Below are 19,426 nucleotides of genomic sequence, written 5' to 3' on the forward strand. Positions count from 1 at the left end.
CCATGCGACAATGCTTGCCTGACAGGAGGGCAGTCATGGACGGCAGTGCGGCGATCGAGCAGAACCGGATGGCGCTGAAGCGCATCGTCGCCGCGCTCATCGCCATGGCGGGGCTCGACGCCGATCGCGAAGCTTGGGGCGAAAGAAAAACCCGTTTCACGCTCCCGCGCCATCTGTGGCTCGCCGTTCTCCGACTGCTGCGCCCCGCGGAAGCCGCCGCGCGGCGGCTGATCATCGCCGCCGCGCGCGGGCTCACCATCACCCTGCCGCCTCCGCGCAAGCCTGCGCCGAGGCCGGTGCCGCCGGACCAGTTCTTGCGCCGTTTCGGCATCGCCGTCACCATGCCGGCGGTCGGGGTCGCCGCCGCGGCACGGCATTCAGCCGCGCCCGCCCGTCCGCGATCCTATTGCCTGCCGCTCCTCGACGCGCTGCGAACCCCAGAGCCTTACGGAGGACGGCGCCGCACCGTGCCTGCGCATGCCGCGCCGCGCATCATGCTCCCGGGCATCATTGCGCCGCACCGCCTGCCGGCGCCAGCTTCGCCCGACGATCCCGTCAGCGCGGTACGCCTCGCCCAGCGCCTCACGGCACTGGCCGCCGCCCTCGACGACCTGCCCGGACAGGCCCGGCGCTTCGCCCGCTGGAAGGCGCGCCGCGATGCGCGGCTCACCCGCCGCATCTCGCCGCTCAAGCCCGGCCGCCCGCCGGGCGGCAGGCTTGCCCGCATCGACGCCTCCGCCACAAGAGCAAAACGCTCCCACAAAATCCGCGAGGTGGACGAGATTCTCGCCCACGCGCATGCGCTGGCGCTCTACGCGCTCGACAACCCCGACACGTCATGACGTGGGCGCGGAACAGTCCGAACGTATCTTTTCCGAAGCGCCGAGTGCGTGTGCCTCCGCCCTTGCACGCGTCTACGGAGCAAAAAGCGCAGCAACAGCCATACGCGATTGCCCTGCTTACAAGGGGACGGTGGGCGCCTACCGCACCAGCATCGCACGCAGGTCGTTGACATTCGTCCCGGTCGGGCCGGGGGAAAAGAGGTCGCCGAGCGCATGGAACGCGCCCCAGGCGTCGTGCCGGGCAAGAAGCGCCTTGGGGTCGAGCCCCGTCCGGCGCAGGCGCAGCGCGGTGGTGTGGTCGGCAAACGCGCCGGCATTGTCCTCGGAGCCGTCGATGCCGTCCGTGTCGGCGGCGAAGGCGAAGATGCCTTCGACATCCTCGATGGCCAGCGCCAGCGACAGCAGAAACTCCGTGTTGCGGCCGCCGCGCCCGCCCTTCTCGCGGATGGTGACGGTGGTTTCGCCGCCCGAAAGCATCAGTACGGGCTTGCGGAACGGCCGGTCGCGCAGCGCCACCTCGCGGGCGATCGCCGCATGCACCCGGCCCACTTCGCGCGCCTCGCCCTCTATGGCGTCGGAGAGGATGACGGTTTTGATGCCCTGCCTTTCCGCCTCCGCTGCCGCGGCTTCGAGCGAGCGGGCGGCCGAGGCGATGACGTGCACCTCGTTGCGGGCGAAGCGCGGGTCGTCGGGACGCGGCGCATCGGCCAAGGGCGAGTCGAGATGGCTGAGCGCCGCCTCCGGCAGGGCGAGGGAATAGGCCTCCACCACGGCGCGGGCGTCCTCCCGTGTGGAGGCGTCGGGGACCGTCGGGCCGGAGGAGACAAGCGCCGGGTTGTCTCCGGGGATGTCGGAGACGATGAGCGAGACGACGCGGGCCGGATGTGCCGCGGCGGCGAGCCTGCCGCCCTTGATCGCCGAAAGGTGCTTGCGCACCGTGTTCATGGCCGAGATCGGCGCGCCGGAGGCGAGCAGCGCCTCGTTGACGGCGATCTCGTCCTCAAGGCTCATGCCGGCGGGCGGGGCGGGCAGCAGCGCCGAGCCGCCGCCGCAGACGAGCGCCACCACCAGATCGTCCTCGGTGAGCCCTTCGACCAGCTTCAGGAGGCGGCGGGCCGCTTCGAGCCCCGCCGCATCCGGCACCGGGTGGGCGGCCTCGACCACCTCGATGCGGCGCGTTTCGGCGCCATAGCCGTAGCGGGTGACGACGAGCCCTTCGAGCGGACCGTCCCATGCCTCCTCGAAGGCCCGTGCCATCTGTGCGGCACCCTTGCCGGCGCCGACGACGATGGTGCGGCCCTTCGGCCGGGCGGGGAGGAAGTTGCGGATCACCTGTCTCGGATCGGCAGCAGCCACGGCGGCGCGGAAGAGGCTTTCGAAGAAGGGTTTGGGGTCAAGTGTGGTCATCCAATCGTTTCCTCGTGCCGCCGCAGTGTGTGCGGGCTAATCCGCTGCCTGCAATCCGCTTTTCACCGGCTTCCCCGCCACATATGTCTCCACCACCGCGCGGTCGTCGCCGAGTGTCTGCAGGACGAAGAGCTCTTCGGCAAGTGTTTCCGCCCGCTCCATGCGCAGCCGCATGGCGGGCGTGGCGCGCGCGTCGAGCACGACGAGGTCGGCGTCGGTGCCAGGTTCCAGCGTGCCGATGCGGCCATCGAGCGACAGCGCCTCGGCATTGCCGCGCGTGATCTGCCAGAAGGAGGCAAGCGGGTTCAGCTTCTCGCCATGGGAGGCGATGACCTTGTAGCCCTCGTCCATGGTCCTGAGCATGGAATAGTTCGTGCCGCCGCCGACATCGGTCGCGGTGGCGACGCGCAAGGGCCGAGCGCGCCGGCGGTAGCGGAAATAGTCGAACATGCCGGAGCCCAGGAACAGGTTCGACGTGGGGCAGAAGACCGCCACGGAGCCCGAGTCGGAGAGAGCGTCCGCCTCGCGCTCCGAGAGATGGATGCAGTGGCCCAAGAGGCTTTTCGGCCCCAACAGGCCGTATTTCTCGTAGATCGCCGTGTAATCCTCGCAGTCAGGATAGAGTTCGCAGGAGAGCGCGATTTCGGCGCGGTTCTCGGACAGATGCGTCTGGATATGGAGATCGGGATGTTCGGCGGCGAGCGCCCGCGCCATCTCCATCTGCTCAGGGCTCGAGGTGATGGCGAAGCGCGGCGTGATCGCGTAATGCAGCCGGTCCTTGCCATGCCATTTGGCGATCAGAGCTTTGCTGTCGTCATAGCCCGACTGCGGTGTATCGGTGAGGGCGGGCGGCGCGTTGCGGTCCATCATCACCTTGCCGGCAATGATGCACATGCCGCGGCGGTGGGCCTCGGCGAACAGGGCCTCGGCCGACTGCGGATGCACCGTGCAGTAGACGGCCGACGTGGTGTTGCCGTGGCGCACCATCTCATCCAGGAAGCAGGAGGCGATGCGCGCGGCGTGGGCGGCGTCGGCAAATTCCGACTCGGCTGGGAAGGTGTAGTTGTTGAGCCAGTCGAGCAACTCCGCCCCGTAGCTCGCGATCACCTGCATCTGCGGGAAATGCGCGTGGGCGTCGACGAAGCCCGGCAGGAGGAGGTGCGGGCGGTGATCGACGACCTCCGCATCCGGGGCGAGCGGCACGACGTCTCCATGAGAGCCCGCGGCGCGGATGACGCCGTCTTCCACGAGAACCGCCCCGTCTTCCTCATAGGCGTAGGAGCCGTGGTCGTCGGCGGAAAGCGGCTCTCTCAGGAAGGTGAGAAGCCGCGCGCGGATCAGGGTCTTGGTCATCGCACTCCTTTCGGGCGGGCTTCAGCGCGCCTCCTCGAACCACGCGGTGATAAGGCGCCGCTCCTCCTCCGTCATGCCCGAGACATTGCCTGGCGGCATGGCGTGGCTGCGGCCCGCCTGAAGATAGATCTCGCGGGCATGCGCGGCGATGTCCGCATCCGTATCGAGCCTGACGTTCTTCGGCGCGGCGTGGATGCCCTCGAAGCCGGGCTCGGCCGCATGGCACATGGAGCAGCGACCCATCACCGCATCGCGCACGGCAGGAAAATGCGCGGAGGCGACGAAGCGCTCCTCGGCGGCGGAAAGCCGGCGCTCGCCGGTGAGCACCGCCGGCGCCGTCGAAAGCCACATGATGATGACGAAGAGGATGGCAGACGCCGCCCACGTCCAGTGCGGGTTGCCCTTTCGCGCGTGGCGCGTGTTGAAATAGTGCCGGATGAGCACGCCGATGATGAAGATGAGCGCGGCGATGATCCAGTTGAACCGGGTGCCGAAGGCAAGCGGATAGTGGTTCGAGAGCATCAGGAAGATGACGGGCAGGGTGAGGTAGTTGTTGTGCAGCGAGCGCTGCTTGGCCTGCGCGCCGAGCTTCGGGTCCGGCTTCCGCCCGGCCTTGAGGTCGGCCACGACGATCTTCTGGTTGGGGATGATGATCAGGAAGACGTTGGCCGTCATGATGGTGGCGGTGAAGGCGCCGAGATGCAGGAAGGCGGCGCGGCCGGTAAACAGCTGGGTGTAGCCCCAGCCCATTGCCACCAGGATGACGTAGAGCACCAGCATCAGGCCGGTGTCGCTTTTGCCCAGCGGCGACTTGCAGAGCGCATCGTAGAGGAGCCAGCCGAGGCCGATCGAGGCGAGCGAGATGAGGATGCCGACGGGGGCGGAGACGTCGAGCACGTTGCGGTCGATAAGGTAGAGGTCGGCCCCGGCATAGTAGACGATGGCAAGCAGCGCGAAGCCCGAGAGCCAGGTGGAGTAGGACTCCCACTTGAACCAGGTGAGGTGCTCGGGCAGGGAGGCCGGGGCGACCAGATATTTCTGGATGTGGTAGAAACCGCCGCCATGCACCTGCCATTCCTCGCCGTGGACGCCTTCGGGCAGGCCGGGGCGCTTCACGAGGCCCAGGTCCAGCGCGATGAAATAGAAGGACGAGCCGATCCAGGCGATCGCCGTCACCACATGCAGCCAGCGCACGGCGAAGGAAAGCCAGTCCCACATTACGGCGAAATCGTTCATGCCAGTTCCCCGCTTCGGCTTGACGCCTGTCGTATCTCGGGTCGTATCCGGATCGACCCTTTGCCGACGTCATTCTCTCAGGTCATGGTAATACGGCTTCCGTTCTGAAGGAAAAGGGAAGGCGGGCGCGATGACTTTCAAATTTTTCTGGAAAATGGCGCGTCGCCTGCTTTGATAGGCGCATGGCCTATTTAGACAACATCGCTGTTTTCGTGCGCGTGGTGGAACTGGGCAGCCTTTCGGCTGCGGGGCGGGACATGCGCATCTCGCCGGCGGTCGCCTCCAACCGCATCAAGGAGCTGGAGAAGCATCTGGGTGTCAGGCTGCTCAACCGCACGACGCGGCAACTGACGCCAACCGAGCATGGCCGCGTCTTCTATGACGGGGCGAAGAAGGTTCTGGAGGCGGTGGAGGAGGCGGAAGGCGCGGTGGCGGCCCTTTCCGGCAGGCCGCGCGGTACCATCCGCGTGACTGCGCCGCTCGGGCTCGGCAAGAGGCTGATCGCCAGCGGCATCCCCGAGTTCCACGAGCGCTATCCGGAGATTTCGGTACGGCTCCGGCTTTCCGACCACGACGTGGACATCATGCGCGAGGGCATCGACGTTGCCTTCAAGCTGGGGCTCTTGGAAAGCTCCAGCCTGCGCATGCGCGGCATCATGGACTGCGAGCGCGTGCTTGCCGCCGCCCCCGCCTATCTCGCCCGGCGCGGCGAACCGGAGCGGCCGGAACAGCTCGTGGAAGACAGGCACGACTGCCTGATGCTGCGCTTTCCCGGAACGCGCGAATATTTCTGGACGCTGCAGACCGCCGAGGGGCCGAAGAAATTTGAGGTGCGCGGACCTTTCGATACGGATGATGGGGACGTGATCACCGGCTGGGCGCTCGAAGGGCACGGTATCATCAACAAGCCGCGCTTCGAGATCGAGCCTTTCCTGCGCGACGGGAGGTTGAAAATCATCCTGCCCGATACGCCGCCGGTGCCGGTGAAGCTCGCGGCCATCTACCCACACAGAAAGCTGCAGGACCCCAAGGTGCGCCTGCTCGTCGATTTCATGGCCGAGCGCTGCCAGCGCATGATCGGGGAAATCCTTAAGGGGAGGGTGATATGAAGAAAAAGAAGATTCCTCGTTTCAAAACGGATGAGGAAGTGGAAGCGTTCATCGAGAACGCTGATCTGAGCGAGTATGACCTTAGCGAGTTCAAGCCTTTCCGGTTCGATTTCGCTAAGGAGAAAGATGAAGACGAGAAGCCCGAGTCCCGCCCTCGTCCTTCGACAAGTTCAGGATAAGGGCTCTCGTCGGCGCTTCACGATGAGGCTTCCGTCAACGCCTCATGATGAATACTGATGCTTGGACAGGTTCGCTCGCCTTCACCCTCATCCTGAGCTTATCGAAGGGCGGGTGAAGGACAGATTTGCCTATTACTGCTGTAGCACCGCCCGCATCACCTCAGCCGCTGTCAGTGCGGCAATGACGGCGGGGCGCTTGTCGCGGAGATCGGCGCCGCCGATGGGGGTGACGAGCCGGGCGAGGCGGGCTTCCTCGCCGCCATTCTTCAGATACCAGTTCTTGAAGGTGGCCTTCTTGGTCTTGGAGCCGATCATGCCGACATAGGCGGCGTCGTTGCGCGCCAGGGCTTCGCCGGTGATCAGGAAATCGAGCGCGTGGTCGTGGGTGAGCACCACGAAGGCCGAGCCCGGCGGTGCGGAGCGTACCGCCTCCTCCGGGACCGCCGTAAGCCGGGTCTCGACCGCGTCCGGCATGCCCTCAAGCGCTTCGGCACGCGTCTCCACCACGACCGTGCGCACCGGAAGGAGCGCAAGTGCGGCGGCGAGCGCATGACCGACATGCCCGCCGCCGAAAAGATAGACATGCGGGCGCGCCGCATCCTCGGCCTCGGCGCGCCGCAACAGATCGGCACGCTCCCTCTCCCCCGCTATGCGGATATCGAGCGCCACACGCCCGCCGCAGCACTGGCCGATCTCCGGGCCCAGAGGGATATCGAGAGCGCCGGTTGCGATGTTCTCCGCAATCAACTCCCGCGCCTTGGCGATCGCCAGGAATTCGAGCTGTCCGCCGCCGATCGTGCCGAAGGTTTTTTCGGGCGAAACGACCATCCACGCACCGGCCTCGCGCGGCGTGGAACCCTTGGCTTCGGCGACGGTGACGAGAGCGGCAGCCGGGGCGGCGTCGAAGAAGGCAGCAAGGCGTTTGGCGAGCATCCCCGAAAGATAGTCGCGTGAGGCCATCCGATCTACTTCGCCGCTTCCGCCTTCAGCCGTTCCACGGCAAAAAGCACACGCTCGGGCGTGGCGGGGGCGTCGAGGCGCGGGCAGATCTTGTGATTGGCTACGCTCGCCACGGCGTCCGACAGCGCGTGCAGCACGGAGATCGCCAGCATGAAGGGCGGCTCGCCTACCGCCTTGGAGCGGTGGACGGTGGGCTCGGCATTTTCCGCCCAGTCGGCGAGCTTCACATTGAAGATCTTCGGCCGGTCGGAGGCGAGGGGGATCTTGTAGGTCGAGGGGGCATGGGTTCTGAGCATGCCCTTCTCGTCCCATACAAGCTCCTCGGTAGTAAGCCACCCCATGCCCTGGACGAAGCCGCCTTCGATCTGCCCAAGGTCGATGGCCGGGTTCAGCGAGCGGCCGGTCTCGTGCAGGATATCGACGCGCTCGACCATGTATTCGCCGGTCAGCGTATCGATCGAGACTTCCGTGCAGGCCGCCCCGTAGGCGAAGTAATAGAAGGGGTGGCCGCGCCCCTTCTCGCGGTCCCAGTGGATCTTCGGCGTCTTGTAGAAACCGGCCGCTGAAAGCTGGACGCGATCCATATAGGCTTGCTTCACGAGCTCGGCGAAGGGGATCTCCTGGTTGCCCACGCGCACCCGGTTCGGCAGGAAGACCACCTGCTCCTTCGGCACTTCGTAATGGCGGGCGGCAAAGTCGATCAGCCGGTTCTTGATCTGCCGGACGGCGTTTTGCGCCGCCATGCCGTTGAGGTCCGAGCCGGAGGAGGCGGCAGTGGCCGACGTGTTGGGCACCTTGCCGGTCGTGGTGGCGGTGATCTTCACGCGGTCGATGTCGATCTGGAACTCCTCGGCCACCACCTGGGCGACCTTTACATAGAGCCCCTGGCCCATTTCGGTGCCGCCGTGGTTCAGGTGCACCGAGCCGTCGGTATAGACATGCACCAGCGCACCCGCCTGGTTGAAATGGGTGGCGGTGAAGGAGATGCCGAACTTGACCGGCGTCAGCGCGATGCCGCGCTTGACGATATCGCTCGTGGCGTTGAATTCCGCGATGGCGCGGCGGCGGCCGGCATAGTCCGCGGTCTCCTCCAGCTCCGCGACGATGCGGTGGACGATATTGTCCTCCACCTTCTGGTGGTAGGGCGTGACATTGCGGTCAGTCTCCCCGTAAAAATTCCGCTTGCGGATTTCGAGCGGGTCCTTGCCAAGGGCGAAGGCCACTTCTTCGATGATGCGCTCGGCCCCCACCATGCCTTGCGGTCCGCCGAAGCCGCGGAAAGCGGTGTTCGACACGGTGTTGGTGTAGAGCGGCGCGGAGACGGCGCGCACGGCGGGGTAGAAATAGGCGTTGTCGCAGTGGAACAGCGCGCGGTCCGTCACCGCGCCCGACAGATCGGCCGAAAAGCCGCAGCGCGCGGCATATCTCAGGTCCACGCCGAGAATGGTTCCATCGTCGTCGAAGCCCACCTCGTAATCGATCAGAAAATCGTGCCGCTTGCCGGTGGCGATCATGTCGTCGTCGCGGTCAGGGCGGAGCTTTACGGGCCGGCCGGTGCGCTTTGCCGCGAGGGCCGCGACGGCAGCGAACAGGTTCGCCTGCGTTTCCTTGCCGCCGAAGCCGCCACCCATGCGGCGCACCTCGATGGTGACGGCATGGGAGGGGATGCCGAGCACATGCGCCACCATGTGCTGCACCTCGCTCGGGTGCTGTGTGGAGGAATGGACGGTGACATCCATGTCCTCGCCCGGTACGGCGAGCGCAATCTGGCCTTCGAGGTAGAAATGGTCCTGCCCGCCGACCCGCATCCTCCCCTTGATGCGGCGCGGCGCGGCGCTCAGTGCCTTTTCCACCTCGCCGCGCTCGAGCTTCAGCGGCTTGGTGACGAGCCGGGGGCTTGCCGGGTCCGCGTCGGCTGCATCGATCAGCGCCGGCTGCTCCTCATATTCGATCTTCGCCAGGCGGCAGGCGCGCCGCGCGGCCTCGCGTGTTTCCGCGATAACAGCAAAGAGCGGCTGGCCGAAGAACTGCACCTCGTTTTCGGGAAAGACGGGTTCGTCGTTAAGGCCGGTCGGGCTGATATCGTTGTGGCCGGGTATGTCCTTCGCCGTCAGCACGGCGACGACGCCGGGTGCCGCCTCGACCTCCGAAAGGTCCATTTTGCGGATGGTGCCGTGGGCGATGGTCGAAAGCCCCAGATAGGCATGCAGCGTGCCCGCCGGCTCGGGCATGTCGTCGATATAGATTGCCTCGCCGGTGACATGCTTATGGGCCGAGTCGTGGCGAAGGGAGTGCGCAACGCCACCCGCAATCGCCGGCTTCTTGAGATCGAGAGCCTCGTGCCTGGTCATCATGCGGCCTCATAACGCGTTAAATGCAGCGGACCGCCAGCCTCGGTCGTCTCCAGGAAGAAGCGCTTCAGAAGGTTCTTCGCCGCAAGCATGCGGTACTCGGCAGAGGCGCGCATGTCGGTGATCGGCGCGAAGTCCCGCTCATATGCGGGAAGGGCCTGTTCGACCGTTTCCATGGTCCACGGCTTGCCGGTGAGTGCGGTCTCCACGGCGAGCGCGCGTTTCGGCGTTGCGGCCATGCCGCCATAGGCGATGCGCGCCGAGGCAACCGTGCCATCCGCCGCAGTCTTCAGCGCGAAGGCGCCAAGCACCGTGGTGATGTCCTCATCGCGCCGCTTGGAAACCTTCCAGACGGCAAAGCGCGTGTCCGCGCCGGGCAGCGGCACGTGAACGGCTTCCACGAACTCGCCCGGCTGCCGGTCCTGCTTGCCATAGGCGATGAAGAAATCTTCGAGCGGGATGGTGCGCCGGCTGTTGCCCTTGCGCAGGGTAAGCGTCGCGCCCAGTGCGATCAGCGGCGGGGGTGTGTCGCCGATGGGCGAACCATTGGCGATATTGCCGCCGATCGTGCCCATGTTGCGGACTTGCTCGCCGCCGATGCGGTCGATCAGCCCCCCGAACGCCGGAATGCGTGAGGCAAGCAGCGCGTAGGCGTCCGAATAGCTGACGCCTGCGCCGATGGTGAGTGTACCGTCCTTCTCGGAGATGGAGCGCAGTTCCTCCAGCCCGCCGATGAAGACGACGGGGGCGATCTCGCGCATGAATTTCGTCACCCAGAGCCCGACATCCGTACTGCCGGCAACGATGGTGGCCTTGGGCTCGGCTTCGAGCACCGCTGCCAGATCGTCGACGGATGCCGGGATGACGAGGCGCTGACGGCCTTCGCCGATCTCCACGCGGCCGCCGTCCTTCATCGCCTTTAAAGCGGATATCACCGCTTCGCGTTCGACGGCGAGCGGATCGGCGGCGGCATCGCCATAGGAGGAGATGGCGCGGGCGGCGCGCACGATCGGCTCATAGCCGGTGCAGCGGCACAGATTTCCCTGCAGCGCCTTCTCGATCGCCCGGTCGGAAGGGGCGGGATCGCGCATCCACAGCGCATAGAGCGCCATGACGAAGCCGGGCGTGCAGAAGCCGCATTGCGAGCCATGGAAATCCACCAGCGCCTGCTGCACCGGATGCAAGCTGCCGTCCGGCCGTTTCAGGTGTTCGACGGTGACAACATGGCAGCCGTCGAGCGAGGCGAGGAAGCGGATGCAGGCATTGACGCTCTCATAGACGAGGTTGCCGCCGGAAAGCCGGCCGACGAGCACGGTGCAGGCGCCGCAGTCGCCTTCTGCGCACCCTTCCTTCGTGCCGGTCAGACGGCGCTCGAGACGCAGATAGTCGAGCAGCGTGCGGTCCGGCCGCACGTCGGAGAGGGCGACCCTGGTGCCGTTCAGGAGGAAGCGGATTTCGCTGCGGACGGCGGGCATCAGCTTCCCCGGTAGGTCGAATAGCCGTAAGGCGAGACGAGCAGCGGTACGTGGTAGTGCGCGCGCTCGGCCATGCCGAAGCGGATGGGCACCACATCGAGGAAGGCGGGGGAGGGCAGAGCCGTGCCTTTCGCGCGCAGATAGGCACCCACCTCAAAGACGAGTTCGTATTCGCCTGGCGCGAAGGCATCGCCTTCCAGCAGCGGCGCGTCGCAGCGGCCGTCCGCATTGGTGCGCACGGTTTTGATGTGCGTCCGGTTTTCGCCCTCCAGCCGGTAGAGCGCAATTTCCATCCCGTCGGCGGGCTTGCCTGCCGCCGTGTCCAGAACATGGGTGGTCAGCCGGCCCTCGCCCTGGTTGCCCATGCGATCTCCCCTTTCTGTTCTTCTTGAAACGATTGTGCGGCAAATCCGATGCGCACATAAGGGGGGTGCACTGGAAAGGCTGCATAAAGACTTTCAAATTTTTCGTGAGAATGCTCGCTCATTGCTTCGATTATCCTCGAAAAAAGGCGAAATGTGGCTGCAGGAGAGACGTGAAACAGTGACGCGCTATGTCCGCAACATGCGTGGCTATGGCTCCAACCCGCCAGACCCGAAATGGCCGGGCGGCGCCTATGTCGCGGTGCAGTTCGTCGTGAACTACGAAGAAGGCGGCGAGAACTGCATTCTTCATGGAGACGAGGCTTCTGAGGCGTTCCTGTCCGAGGTCGTCGGGGCTGCGCCTTGGCCCGGCATGCGGCACTGGAACATGGAGTCGATCTACGAGTACGGCGCGCGCGCCGGCTTCTGGCGGCTCCACCGCATGTTTACCGAAGCCGGTGTGCCCGTCACCGTCTATGGTGTCGCCAGCGCGCTTGCCCGCTCGCCCGAGCAGGTGGCGGCCATGAAGGAAGCGGGCTGGGAGATCGCAAGCCACGGCCTGCGCTGGATCGACTACCGCGCCCATTCGGCAGAGGACGAGCGGCGCGATCTGCAGGAGGCGGTGAGGCTCCATACGGAAGTGGTGGGCGAGGCGCCGAAAGGCCTTTATCTCGGGCGCACGTCGGCCAACAGCGTGAAGCTTGCCATCGAGCATGGCGGGTTCGAGTGGATTTCCGATACCTATGACGACGACCTGCCCTACTGGATCGACCATGACGGGCACGGGAATGCGACGCGGCCGCAGCTCGTCATCCCCTATACGCTCGACGCCAACGACATGCGTTTTGCGACGGCTCAGGGTTTCAATTCGGGCGACCAGTTCTTTGCTTATCTGAGGGATGCGTTCGACACGCTTTATGAAGAGGGCAGGGCCGGCCGGCCAGCGATGATGAGCGTCGGGCTGCACTGCCGTCTCATCGGCAGGCCGGGGCGGGCAGCTTCGCTCAAGCGCTTCATTGACTATGTGAAGGGGCATGACAGGGTATGGCTGCCGCGCCGCATCGACATTGCCCGGCACTGGATGGAGCATCATCCTTATGAGGCGCCGACGCTGCGGCCGAGCCGGATGGAAAAGGCCGAGTTTGTGGAGCGCTTTGGCTCGATCTTCGAGCATTCGCCATGGATCGCCGAACGGGCTTACGCGCTGGAGCTCGGGCCCGCGCACGATAGTGCAGCGGGCTTGCACAACGCCCTGGCGCGCGTCTTCCGCTCGGCAAGCGAGGAGGAGCGGCTGGGTGTGCTCAAGGCACACCCGGACCTTGCCGGCAAGCTCGCCGCGGCCCGGCGTCTGACGCCGGAGTCGGCGAAGGAACAGGCGTCCGCAGGACTCGATGCGCTGACGGATGAGGAGCGCGCGCGCTTTACCGATCTCAATCAGCGCTACACGGCGAAATTCGGCTTTCCCTTCATCATCGCCGTCAAGGACAATACGAAGGAAAGCATTCTGCAGGCGTTCGAAAAGCGCATCGAGAACAGCCGTGAGGAGGAGTTCGCCACCGCCTGCGCGCAGGTGGAGCGCATCGCCTACCTGAGGCTCAAGGACATTCTGCCGTCATGACCGGAACCTATTACGCTCCCACGGGTGGGCACCCGCCGCAGACGGACCTTTTGACGGGTCGTGCGGTCTTCACCGAGGCTTACGCGGTGATCCCCAAGGGCGTGATGCGCGACATCGTGACGAGTGTGCTGCCCTTCTGGGAAAAGACCCGCGCCTGGGTCATCGCGCGCCCGCTTTCGGGCTTTGCCGAGACTTTCTCGCAATACATCATGGAGGTGCAGCCCGGCGGCGGCAGCGAGAAGCCGGAGCCCAACAACCAAGCCGAAGCGGTGCTCTTCGTGGTCGAGGGGGAGCTGACGGTGGAGCTGGACGGCCAAAGCCATCGGATGGAGCCGGGCGGCTACGCTTTCCTGCCACCGGCAAGCCGCTGGACGGCGCGCAATGAGGGTTCCGCGCCCGTGCGCTTCCACTGGATCCGCAAGGCCTATGAGGAGGTGGAGGGCATTCCGCTGCCGGAAGCCTTCTTCATCAATGAGAAGGACGTCGCGCCCACGCCCATGCCGGGCACGGAGGGACGGTGGGCGACCACGCGCTTCGTCGACCCGGATGATGTCCGCCATGACATGCATGTGACGATCGTCACCTTCGAGCCCGGCGCGGTCATTCCTTTCGCGGAAACGCATGTGATGGAGCACGGGCTCTATGTGCTGGAAGGCAAGGCGGTCTATCGCCTCAACCGGGACTGGGTGGAGGTCGAGGCGGGCGATTTCATGTGGTTGCGCGCCTTCTGCCCACAGGCCTGCTATGCGGGCGGCCCGGGAAAGTTCCGCTACCTGCTCTATAAGGATGTCAACCGGCATGCGGCGTTGAAGCCGCTGTGGCGGGCAACCGGCCGATGAAAATCAATGCGGCCCCACTGACACGCGAAGCCTTCGCGCCTTTCGGCGACGTGATCGACACGGAAGGCGCGCAAAGCTTCCTGATCAACAACGGCATGACGCGCCGCTTTCACGATCTGGCGAAGGTGGAGGCGAAGGGGGAGGGCGCGCGGGTGCTCATCAGCATCTTCCGCGGCCAGCCCTATGAATTTCCGCTTGCCCTGAGAATGGTGGAGCGGCATCCGCTCGGCAGCCAGGCTTTCGTGCCGCTTTCGCCGCAACCGTTTCTGGTCATCGTCTGTCCGGACGAGGCGGGCCGGCCGGGCACGCCGCTTGCCTTCCTCACCAGGCCGGGGCAGGGGGTGAACTACGCGCCTGGAACATGGCACGGCGTGCTGACGCCGATCAGGCGGGAGCAGGAGTTTCTTGTGGTCGACCGGGGCGGCGAGGGCAACAATCTGGAAGAGTTCTTCTTTTCCGATCCCTACCAGATCCATCTGCCGGAGTAGCCATGAAACCTGACGAAAGCCTCGTGAGCCGGCTGCTGGACGTGATCGAGCATGACATCGTGCCGAAGACGCGGGCAGGCGTGGCGGCCGGAAACAAGATTTTCGGGGCAGCGATCCTAAAGAAAAGCGACCTCTCCCTGGTGCTGGCGGAGACCAACAACGAGCTGGAAAACCCGCTCTGGCATGGGGAGATGCATGCCTTGAAGCGGTTTTACGAAATGCCGAAGGAGGAACGGCCAGACACGAAGGACTGTCTCTTCCTTTCCACGCATGAGCCTTGCTCGCTGTGCCTTTCGGCCATCACATGGACCGGCTTCGACAATTTCTTCTATCTCTTCAGTCATGAGGATTCGCGCGACGCCTTCGCCATTCCGCATGACCTCAAAATCCTGAAAGAGGTCTTCCGGCTGGAGCCGGGCGGCTATGCGGCGGAAAACGCCTTCTGGAAAAGCTATTCGATCCCCGCTCTGGTGCGGGATTTTCCCGAGCCGGCAAGAGAAAGGGACACGGAAAGGATAGCGCAGCTTTCCGCGATTTATGCTGGGCTTTCGCAAACCTACCAGAAGAGCAAGGCGGAGAACGACATCCCGCTGAATTGAGAGCTATTCGTTGAACAGGTCCGAATGTGTGCCCGTGCGCGCCAGATGGAGTTCATCTCGCGAAATTCTGTAGATCAGCAGCCAGTCCGGCTCGATATGTGCATCGCGATAGCCGCCCCAGTTTCCCTTCAGGGGGTGGTCCCGGTAAGCTGGGGGGCAGAGGCCTCTGTTCAATCAGGATTTTCGGCAACGCTTGCAGCTTGGTAAGGTCCTTACCGCGTTTCTGAGCTGTTTTGACGTCGCGTTTGAACTGGCTCGACCGGACGAACCAGCACGTCAGATGCCCAGATCCTTGAACAGTTCCTCGGCAGAGTCGAACTTCTTGCCCTTGCCGGCGTCCAGTTCCTTCATCGCTTTGATCGTCGTCGCATTCGGCACCTTCACAGGGAAAGGCACCGCCTTGTCGCGCGCGACGCGGACAAGGGCCATGCGGATATAGTCGGAAATGGTTAGCCCCATTTCCGCAAGCGCAGAGGCCGCTTCTTCCTTGGTCTCTGCGTCTATGCGCGCACGAACGACAGTATCCGTAGCCATGGCTTTGCTCCTTCGTGGCCGAATGTGGTTACAATCGGCCACGCGTACAAGAGCCAGCCGCCCTAGACCCGCTCCATCGCCAGTGCGATGCCCTGGCCGACACCGATGCACATGGTGGAGAGGGCCAGCTTCGCGCCGCGTTCCCTGAGCTCCAGAGCAGCGGTACCCGAGATGCGCGCCCCCGACATGCCGAGCGGATGGCCAAGCGCGATGGCGCCGCCGTTCGGATTCACGTGCTCCGCGTCCTCGGGGATACCGAGGTCGCGGAGCACGGCGATGCCTTGGGAGGCAAAGGCTTCATTGAGCTCGATGATATCGAAGTCCGATGGTTTCAGGCCAAGGCGAGCGCAGAGCTTCTTCGTCGCGGGCGCCGGCCCCATGCCCATGATGCGCGGCGGCACGCCGGCGGTCGCTCCGCCCAGAATGCGGGCTATGGGGGTCAAGCCGTATTTCGTTGCCGCTGCTTCGGAAGCGACGATCAGGGCAGCCGCGCCGTCATTGACGCCCGAGGCGTTGCCGGCCGTCACCGTGCCGCCCTCGCGGAAGGGGGTAGGCAGCTTGGCAAGCTTCTCCACCGTGGTGCCGGGGCGAGGATGTTCGTCCTTGTCGACGATGACCGGATCGCCCTTGCGCTGCGGGATGGTGACGGGCACGATCTCCTTCGCCAGCCGCCCGTTCTCCTGCGCGGCCACAGCCTTTTCCTGGCTGCGAACCGCAAAAGCGTCCTGATCGGCGCGGCTGATGGAAAAATCCTCCGCCACGTTCTCTCCCGTCTCGGGCATGGAATCGACGCCGTATTGCGCCTTCATCAGCGGGTTGATGAAGCGCCAGCCGATGGTGGTGTCGTAGATCTCCGCATTGCGGGAGAAGGCCGTCTCCGCCTTGGGCAAAACGAAGGGGGCGCGGCTCATGGACTCCACGCCGCCCGCGATCATGAGCTCGGCCTCGCCGGCCCTGATGGCGCGGGCGGCGGTGGCGACCGCATCCATGCCCGATCCGCAGAGGCGGTTGATCGTCGTGCCCGTCACTTCGACGGGAAGGCCAGCAAGCAGCAGCGCCATGCGGGCGACGTTGCGGTTGTCCTCGCCCGCCTGGTTGGCGCAGCCATAGATCACGTCGTCCACCGCGGCCCAGTCGACGCCGCGGTGACGCTCGATCAGCGCCTTGAGCGGAATGGCTGCCAGGTCGTCGGCGCGCACGGGGGAAAGCGCGCCGCCGAAGCGGCCGATCGGCGTGCGCACATAGTCGCAGATGAAGGCTTCGGCCATCGCGTCGTTTCCTTCCAGGTCACTTGCCCTTGTGGGCAGCCTCGGTACGCGCCTTCAGATCGCGCAGCGTCTTCAGCTCGAGCTCGGTCGGAGGCGGAGTCTCTTCCACCTTCTCGGCGAACTTCACTTCCCAGCCGCAGGTTTCCTGCACCATCTCGCGGGTGACACCCGGATGCATGGAAACCACCGTGAACTCCTTCGTCACCGGGTCCGGCTTCCAGACGGCGAGATCGGTGATGAGAAGCGTCGGCCCTTTGGTGGTAATGCCCAAGCGCTGGCGGTGGTCGCCGCCCTCGCCATGGCCGAAGGAGGTATAGAAATCGATCTTCTCCACCAGCCCGCGCTTTGACTGGGCCATGGTGATATACACCTCACCGCAGGAGGAGGCGATCTCCGGCGCGCCGCCGCCGCCCGGCAGGCGCACCTTCGGCTTGTGATAGTCGCCGATGACGGTGGTGTTGATATTGCCGAATTTGTCGAGCTGCGCGGCGCCGAGGAAGCCGATGGTGATGCGTCCGCCTTGCAGCCAATAGCGAAACATCTCCGGCACCGAAACGGTGGTGAGCGCGGTGTCGCACAGCTCGCCATCGCCGATCGAAAGCGGCAGCACGTCGGGCGCGGTGCCGATCGTGCCGGATTCATAGATCAGCGTGATGTCCGGCGCATGGGTGAGGCGGGCGACATTGCAGGCCGCCGAGGGCGCGCCGATGCCGACGAAGCAAACATCCTCATTCGTCAGCGCGCGCGAGGCGGCAATGGTCATCATCTCGTTGGCGGTAAAATCGCTCATTTCGCCACCCTCAGCTTCTCGACCCGTGCGGCGAAATCCTCAGGTTTCGCCTTGATGACGTTTTCCTCCATCCATGCGGTGAACCGCTCGCGGTCAGCGGAGACCTCGTCCCATTCCAGATAGGAGGCATTGTCGCGTGCGTAGTAGCCGTGCGTGTAGGACGGATGGGAACCGCCGGGGACGACGGCGATCGCCGTGATCGTCCAATGCGGCAGGATGCAGAGATTGGGATGGAGGCCGGTGAAGTTGTCCACCACCTCCTCCACGGTCACCACCGCGCGTCTTGCGGCCAGCACCGCCTCCTTCTGGATACCGATGATGCCTTCGACGAGCACGTTGCCCTTCTTGTCGGCCTTCTGGGCATGGATGAAGGTGACGTCGGGACGCACGGAGGGGACGGCCGCCAGCTTCTCGCCGGTGAAGGGGCAGGTGATGCTCTTGATGTTGGGATTGACCTCGGCCAGCCCGGCGCCGCGATAGCCGCGGAAGACGGCAAAAGGCAGGCCTGCGGCGCCCGCCTCATAGGCGTTCGCCATGGCGGCGTGGGAATGCTCCTCGATCTCGACGCTGCGCGGCCAGCCGTTCTCCACTGCGTCGCGCACGCGCCGCAGGAGGCCCACGCCCGGATTGCCGACATAAGAGAAGACGAGCTTCTTCGCCATGCCCATGCCGACCATCTGGTCGTAGATGAGGTCGGGCGTCATGCGAATGAGTGTCAAATCCTTGAAGCCCTGCCGGATCGCCTCATGGGCGGCCGCTGTGGGGATAAGGTGAGTGAACCCTTCAAACGCGGCGGTATCGCCATCCTTCAGGTTTTCGCGAACCGCCTGATCGAGCGGCATGAAGCGAGCCATGCAGCGCCTCCAAATGTTCGTATTGCGAACAGAAGTTTTACATGCGATACAAGTTAAATGACGGAAAACGGCGAGTCAATGGAAGGAACGACGCAGGAAGGCCGCGATCTCGTGGGATCGCTGGCCAAGGGATTGCGTGTCATCGAGGCTCTGGCTGCCGCGCCCCGGGGCCTGCGGCTGACGGAAGTGGCCGAAGCGTCGGGGCTCACGCGCGCCGGGGCGCGCAGGCTGCTCCTAACGCTTGTTGCCGAAGGCTATGCACGACAGGAAGGGCGGCAGTTTCTGCTGACGGCGAGGCTGCTTTCGCTTGCCCGCTCCTGGCTCGGCGGTTCTACATTGTGGACTTTCGCGGAGCCCATCATGCACGAGGTTTCGCAGCGGCTCGGGGAATCCTGTTCGGCGGCCGTGCTTGAAGGGGATGATATCGTCTATGTGGCGCGCGTGGCCGGCAGGCGCATCATGTCCGTTTCGCTTACGGTCGGCGCGCGTCTGCCAGCCTACTGCACATCCATGGGCAGGGTGCTTCTGTCAGATCTGGACGATGCCGAACTCGCCCGTTTTCTGGAGAAGGCGGCGATCCGCGCCAACACACCCAAGACGGTGACGGACCGGCATGCTCTTGCGCGTCTGGTGGCTGAGGTCCGGCGGGCAGGCTACGCCATCGTCGACGAGGAACTGGAGCTGGGTCTCCGGTCGATCGCCGTACCGGTGCGCGGGCGCACCGGGCGCATCGTGGCGGCAATCAACGTTTCCACCCAGTCGGCGCGATTTTCTTGCGCAGAAATGCGCGAGGTTATCCTGCCGCTTCTTCGTGCGGCAGCGGGGAAGATCGAGGACTTTCTGGCCGTACACTAGAATGCGGAACGCCATCACGCGGCACTCCTGGAGTCCTTTTTGTCCGCCTCTGTCTCCTGACCGCCTTCGAGTATGTCGCGCATCTTGCGGGCGAGGCGCTCCTGAAGGCGGGCATGCAGAACCTTCTCCCAAACTTCGTCGTTGGCCGCGGCCTGAGGGGGCATCGACAAAAGGCTGTCGATGACGGATTCGGGATCGTCACGTGAAAGAAGCGCTTCGATTTCCTCTTCCACCTTCTTGTCAGCAGTCATCCTGAGCCTCCGAGTCACAGGCATGATTCCTGCCCCGGAATCCTGACTGGATGAAG

The 19,426-nt window shown here is 64.8% G+C and carries 21 protein-coding genes; 8 read left to right on the plus strand and 13 right to left on the minus strand.

Annotation, left to right across the window (positions count from 1 at the left end):
- The first annotated feature begins 35 nt into the window (after positions 1-35).
- On the plus strand, positions 36-842 hold the full coding sequence (locus tag NYR54_RS05720; RefSeq protein ID WP_261514639.1) for a hypothetical protein: 807 nt from the start codon (positions 36-38) through the stop codon (positions 840-842).
- 138 nt (positions 843-980) lie between these two features.
- On the opposite strand, the gene NYR54_RS05725 is transcribed toward NYR54_RS05720, so the two are convergent.
- The 3 genes from NYR54_RS05725 to NYR54_RS05735 are packed head-to-tail and all read right to left on the minus strand — an operon-like array spanning position 981 to position 4,838.
- Positions 981-2,249, minus strand: coding sequence for a glycerate kinase type-2 family protein (locus NYR54_RS05725; RefSeq protein ID WP_261514640.1), 1,269 nt, complete (start codon positions 2,247-2,249; stop codon positions 981-983).
- Between the two features lie 36 nt (positions 2,250-2,285).
- Positions 2,286-3,602 carry a guanine deaminase gene (guaD, locus tag NYR54_RS05730; RefSeq protein ID WP_261514641.1) on the minus strand — a complete coding sequence of 439 codons (1,317 nt, stop codon included), beginning with the start codon at positions 3,600-3,602 and terminating at the stop codon, positions 2,286-2,288.
- A gap of 21 nt (positions 3,603-3,623) precedes the next feature.
- Positions 3,624-4,838 (minus strand): urate hydroxylase PuuD, encoded by a 1,215-nt coding sequence (locus tag NYR54_RS05735; RefSeq protein WP_261514642.1) that lies wholly within the window; start codon positions 4,836-4,838, stop codon positions 3,624-3,626.
- A gap of 182 nt (positions 4,839-5,020) precedes the next feature.
- On the opposite strand from NYR54_RS05735, the gene NYR54_RS05740 reads away from it, so the two are divergent.
- Positions 5,021-5,947 (plus strand): LysR family transcriptional regulator, encoded by a 927-nt coding sequence (locus NYR54_RS05740; protein WP_261514643.1) that lies wholly within the window; start codon positions 5,021-5,023, stop codon positions 5,945-5,947.
- Positions 5,944-6,126, plus strand: a complete 183-nt coding sequence (locus NYR54_RS05745; protein ID WP_261514644.1) for a BrnA antitoxin family protein — start codon at positions 5,944-5,946, stop codon at positions 6,124-6,126. Before NYR54_RS05740 ends, NYR54_RS05745 begins: the two co-directional genes overlap by 4 nt.
- Positions 6,127-6,258: 132 nt before the next feature.
- Here the strand turns inward: NYR54_RS05745 and xdhC are convergent, their stop codons facing one another.
- From xdhC to uraH, 4 genes are read right to left on the minus strand one after another with little or no spacing between them, the layout of a single operon-like run.
- Positions 6,259-7,086 (minus strand): xanthine dehydrogenase accessory protein XdhC, encoded by an 828-nt coding sequence (xdhC, locus tag NYR54_RS05750; protein ID WP_423738571.1) that lies wholly within the window; start codon positions 7,084-7,086, stop codon positions 6,259-6,261.
- A gap of 5 nt (positions 7,087-7,091) precedes the next feature.
- On the minus strand, positions 7,092-9,437 hold the full coding sequence (xdhB, locus tag NYR54_RS05755; protein WP_261514724.1) for a xanthine dehydrogenase molybdopterin binding subunit: 2,346 nt from the start codon (positions 9,435-9,437) through the stop codon (positions 7,092-7,094).
- Positions 9,437-10,912, minus strand: a complete 1,476-nt coding sequence (gene xdhA / locus NYR54_RS05760; protein ID WP_261514645.1) for a xanthine dehydrogenase small subunit — start codon at positions 10,910-10,912, stop codon at positions 9,437-9,439. The genes xdhB and xdhA overlap by 1 nt, the downstream gene beginning before the upstream one ends.
- Complete coding sequence (gene uraH, locus NYR54_RS05765; RefSeq protein ID WP_261514646.1) at positions 10,912-11,277, minus strand: hydroxyisourate hydrolase; 366 nt, start codon at positions 11,275-11,277, stop codon at positions 10,912-10,914. Before uraH ends, xdhA begins: the two co-directional genes overlap by 1 nt.
- A 151-nt stretch (positions 11,278-11,428) precedes the next feature.
- On the opposite strand from uraH, the gene puuE reads away from it, so the two are divergent.
- From puuE to NYR54_RS05785, 4 genes are read left to right on the plus strand one after another with little or no spacing between them, the layout of a single operon-like run.
- Positions 11,429-12,892 (plus strand): allantoinase PuuE, encoded by a 1,464-nt coding sequence (puuE, locus tag NYR54_RS05770; RefSeq protein WP_423738572.1) that lies wholly within the window; start codon positions 11,429-11,431, stop codon positions 12,890-12,892.
- Positions 12,889-13,731: a bifunctional allantoicase/(S)-ureidoglycine aminohydrolase gene (locus NYR54_RS05775; protein WP_261514648.1), complete on the plus strand. Its 843-nt coding sequence runs from the start codon at positions 12,889-12,891 to the stop codon at positions 13,729-13,731. The genes puuE and NYR54_RS05775 overlap by 4 nt, the downstream gene beginning before the upstream one ends.
- Positions 13,728-14,219 carry an ureidoglycolate lyase gene (locus NYR54_RS05780; RefSeq protein ID WP_261514649.1) on the plus strand — a complete coding sequence of 164 codons (492 nt, stop codon included), beginning with the start codon at positions 13,728-13,730 and terminating at the stop codon, positions 14,217-14,219. Before NYR54_RS05775 ends, NYR54_RS05780 begins: the two co-directional genes overlap by 4 nt.
- A 2-nt stretch (positions 14,220-14,221) precedes the next feature.
- Entirely contained in the window at positions 14,222-14,818 is a 597-nt protein-coding gene (locus NYR54_RS05785) for a nucleoside deaminase (protein WP_261514650.1), read from the plus strand.
- A 3-nt stretch (positions 14,819-14,821) separates the two neighbouring features.
- Here NYR54_RS05785 and NYR54_RS19410 read toward each other — a convergent pair whose 3' ends face one another.
- From NYR54_RS19410 to NYR54_RS05810, 5 genes are all read right to left on the minus strand, one after another.
- Positions 14,822-14,992 carry a type II toxin-antitoxin system YafQ family toxin gene (locus tag NYR54_RS19410; protein ID WP_479877960.1) on the minus strand — a complete coding sequence of 57 codons (171 nt, stop codon included), beginning with the start codon at positions 14,990-14,992 and terminating at the stop codon, positions 14,822-14,824.
- Positions 14,993-15,094: 102 nt separating this feature from the next.
- A complete protein-coding gene (locus tag NYR54_RS05795) occupies positions 15,095-15,352 on the minus strand; it encodes a type II toxin-antitoxin system RelB/DinJ family antitoxin (protein ID WP_261514651.1) in 258 nt (85 codons plus the stop codon).
- A 62-nt stretch (positions 15,353-15,414) separates the two neighbouring features.
- Positions 15,415-16,620 (minus strand): 3-oxoadipyl-CoA thiolase, encoded by a 1,206-nt coding sequence (gene pcaF / locus NYR54_RS05800; protein ID WP_261514652.1) that lies wholly within the window; start codon positions 16,618-16,620, stop codon positions 15,415-15,417.
- Positions 16,621-16,639: 19 nt separating this feature from the next.
- Positions 16,640-17,410: a CoA-transferase subunit beta gene (locus NYR54_RS05805; RefSeq protein ID WP_261514653.1), complete on the minus strand. Its 771-nt coding sequence runs from the start codon at positions 17,408-17,410 to the stop codon at positions 16,640-16,642.
- Positions 17,407-18,264, minus strand: coding sequence for a CoA transferase subunit A (locus NYR54_RS05810; protein ID WP_261514654.1), 858 nt, complete (start codon positions 18,262-18,264; stop codon positions 17,407-17,409). Before NYR54_RS05810 ends, NYR54_RS05805 begins: the two co-directional genes overlap by 4 nt.
- A 78-nt stretch (positions 18,265-18,342) precedes the next feature.
- On the opposite strand from NYR54_RS05810, the gene NYR54_RS05815 reads away from it, so the two are divergent.
- Entirely contained in the window at positions 18,343-19,119 is a 777-nt protein-coding gene (locus NYR54_RS05815; RefSeq protein ID WP_261514655.1) for an IclR family transcriptional regulator domain-containing protein, read from the plus strand.
- A gap of 14 nt (positions 19,120-19,133) precedes the next feature.
- On the opposite strand, the gene NYR54_RS05820 is transcribed toward NYR54_RS05815, so the two are convergent.
- Positions 19,134-19,370, minus strand: a complete 237-nt coding sequence (locus NYR54_RS05820; protein WP_261514656.1) for a hypothetical protein — start codon at positions 19,368-19,370, stop codon at positions 19,134-19,136.
- Between the last annotated feature and the right edge of the window lie 56 nt (positions 19,371-19,426).

Source organism: Chelativorans petroleitrophicus (genome assembly GCF_025398195.1).
GTDB lineage: Bacteria > Pseudomonadota > Alphaproteobacteria > Rhizobiales > Rhizobiaceae > Chelativorans > Chelativorans petroleitrophicus.

Bases quoted from the DNA above. Each gene is read 5' to 3' on its own strand.
- NYR54_RS05805 (WP_261514653.1), bottom strand. From the start codon at position 17,410: ATGAGCGATTTTACCGCCAACGAGATGATGACCATTGCCGCCTCGCGC.
- NYR54_RS05785 (WP_261514650.1), top strand. From the start codon at position 14,222: ATGAAACCTGACGAAAGCCTCGTGAGCCGGCTGCTGGACGTGATCGAG.
- NYR54_RS05815 (WP_261514655.1), top strand. From the start codon at position 18,343: ATGGAAGGAACGACGCAGGAAGGCCGCGATCTCGTGGGATCGCTGGCC.
- NYR54_RS05735 (WP_261514642.1), bottom strand. From the start codon at position 4,838: ATGAACGATTTCGCCGTAATGTGGGACTGGCTTTCCTTCGCCGTGCGC.
- NYR54_RS05720 (WP_261514639.1), top strand. From the start codon at position 36: ATGGACGGCAGTGCGGCGATCGAGCAGAACCGGATGGCGCTGAAGCGC.
- puuE (WP_423738572.1), top strand. From the start codon at position 11,429: ATGTGGCTGCAGGAGAGACGTGAAACAGTGACGCGCTATGTCCGCAAC.
- NYR54_RS05740 (WP_261514643.1), top strand. From the start codon at position 5,021: ATGGCCTATTTAGACAACATCGCTGTTTTCGTGCGCGTGGTGGAACTG.
- uraH (WP_261514646.1), bottom strand. From the start codon at position 11,277: ATGGGCAACCAGGGCGAGGGCCGGCTGACCACCCATGTTCTGGACACG.
- NYR54_RS05780 (WP_261514649.1), top strand. From the start codon at position 13,728: ATGAAAATCAATGCGGCCCCACTGACACGCGAAGCCTTCGCGCCTTTC.
- NYR54_RS05725 (WP_261514640.1), bottom strand. From the start codon at position 2,249: ATGACCACACTTGACCCCAAACCCTTCTTCGAAAGCCTCTTCCGCGCC.
- NYR54_RS05775 (WP_261514648.1), top strand. From the start codon at position 12,889: ATGACCGGAACCTATTACGCTCCCACGGGTGGGCACCCGCCGCAGACG.
- NYR54_RS05745 (WP_261514644.1), top strand. From the start codon at position 5,944: ATGAAGAAAAAGAAGATTCCTCGTTTCAAAACGGATGAGGAAGTGGAA.
- xdhC (WP_423738571.1), bottom strand. From the start codon at position 7,086: ATGGCCTCACGCGACTATCTTTCGGGGATGCTCGCCAAACGCCTTGCT.
- NYR54_RS05795 (WP_261514651.1), bottom strand. From the start codon at position 15,352: ATGGCTACGGATACTGTCGTTCGTGCGCGCATAGACGCAGAGACCAAG.
- pcaF (WP_261514652.1), bottom strand. From the start codon at position 16,620: ATGGCCGAAGCCTTCATCTGCGACTATGTGCGCACGCCGATCGGCCGC.
- xdhA (WP_261514645.1), bottom strand. From the start codon at position 10,912: ATGCCCGCCGTCCGCAGCGAAATCCGCTTCCTCCTGAACGGCACCAGG.
- NYR54_RS05810 (WP_261514654.1), bottom strand. From the start codon at position 18,264: ATGGCTCGCTTCATGCCGCTCGATCAGGCGGTTCGCGAAAACCTGAAG.
- NYR54_RS05820 (WP_261514656.1), bottom strand. From the start codon at position 19,370: ATGACTGCTGACAAGAAGGTGGAAGAGGAAATCGAAGCGCTTCTTTCA.
- guaD (WP_261514641.1), bottom strand. From the start codon at position 3,602: ATGACCAAGACCCTGATCCGCGCGCGGCTTCTCACCTTCCTGAGAGAG.
- xdhB (WP_261514724.1), bottom strand. From the start codon at position 9,437: ATGACCAGGCACGAGGCTCTCGATCTCAAGAAGCCGGCGATTGCGGGT.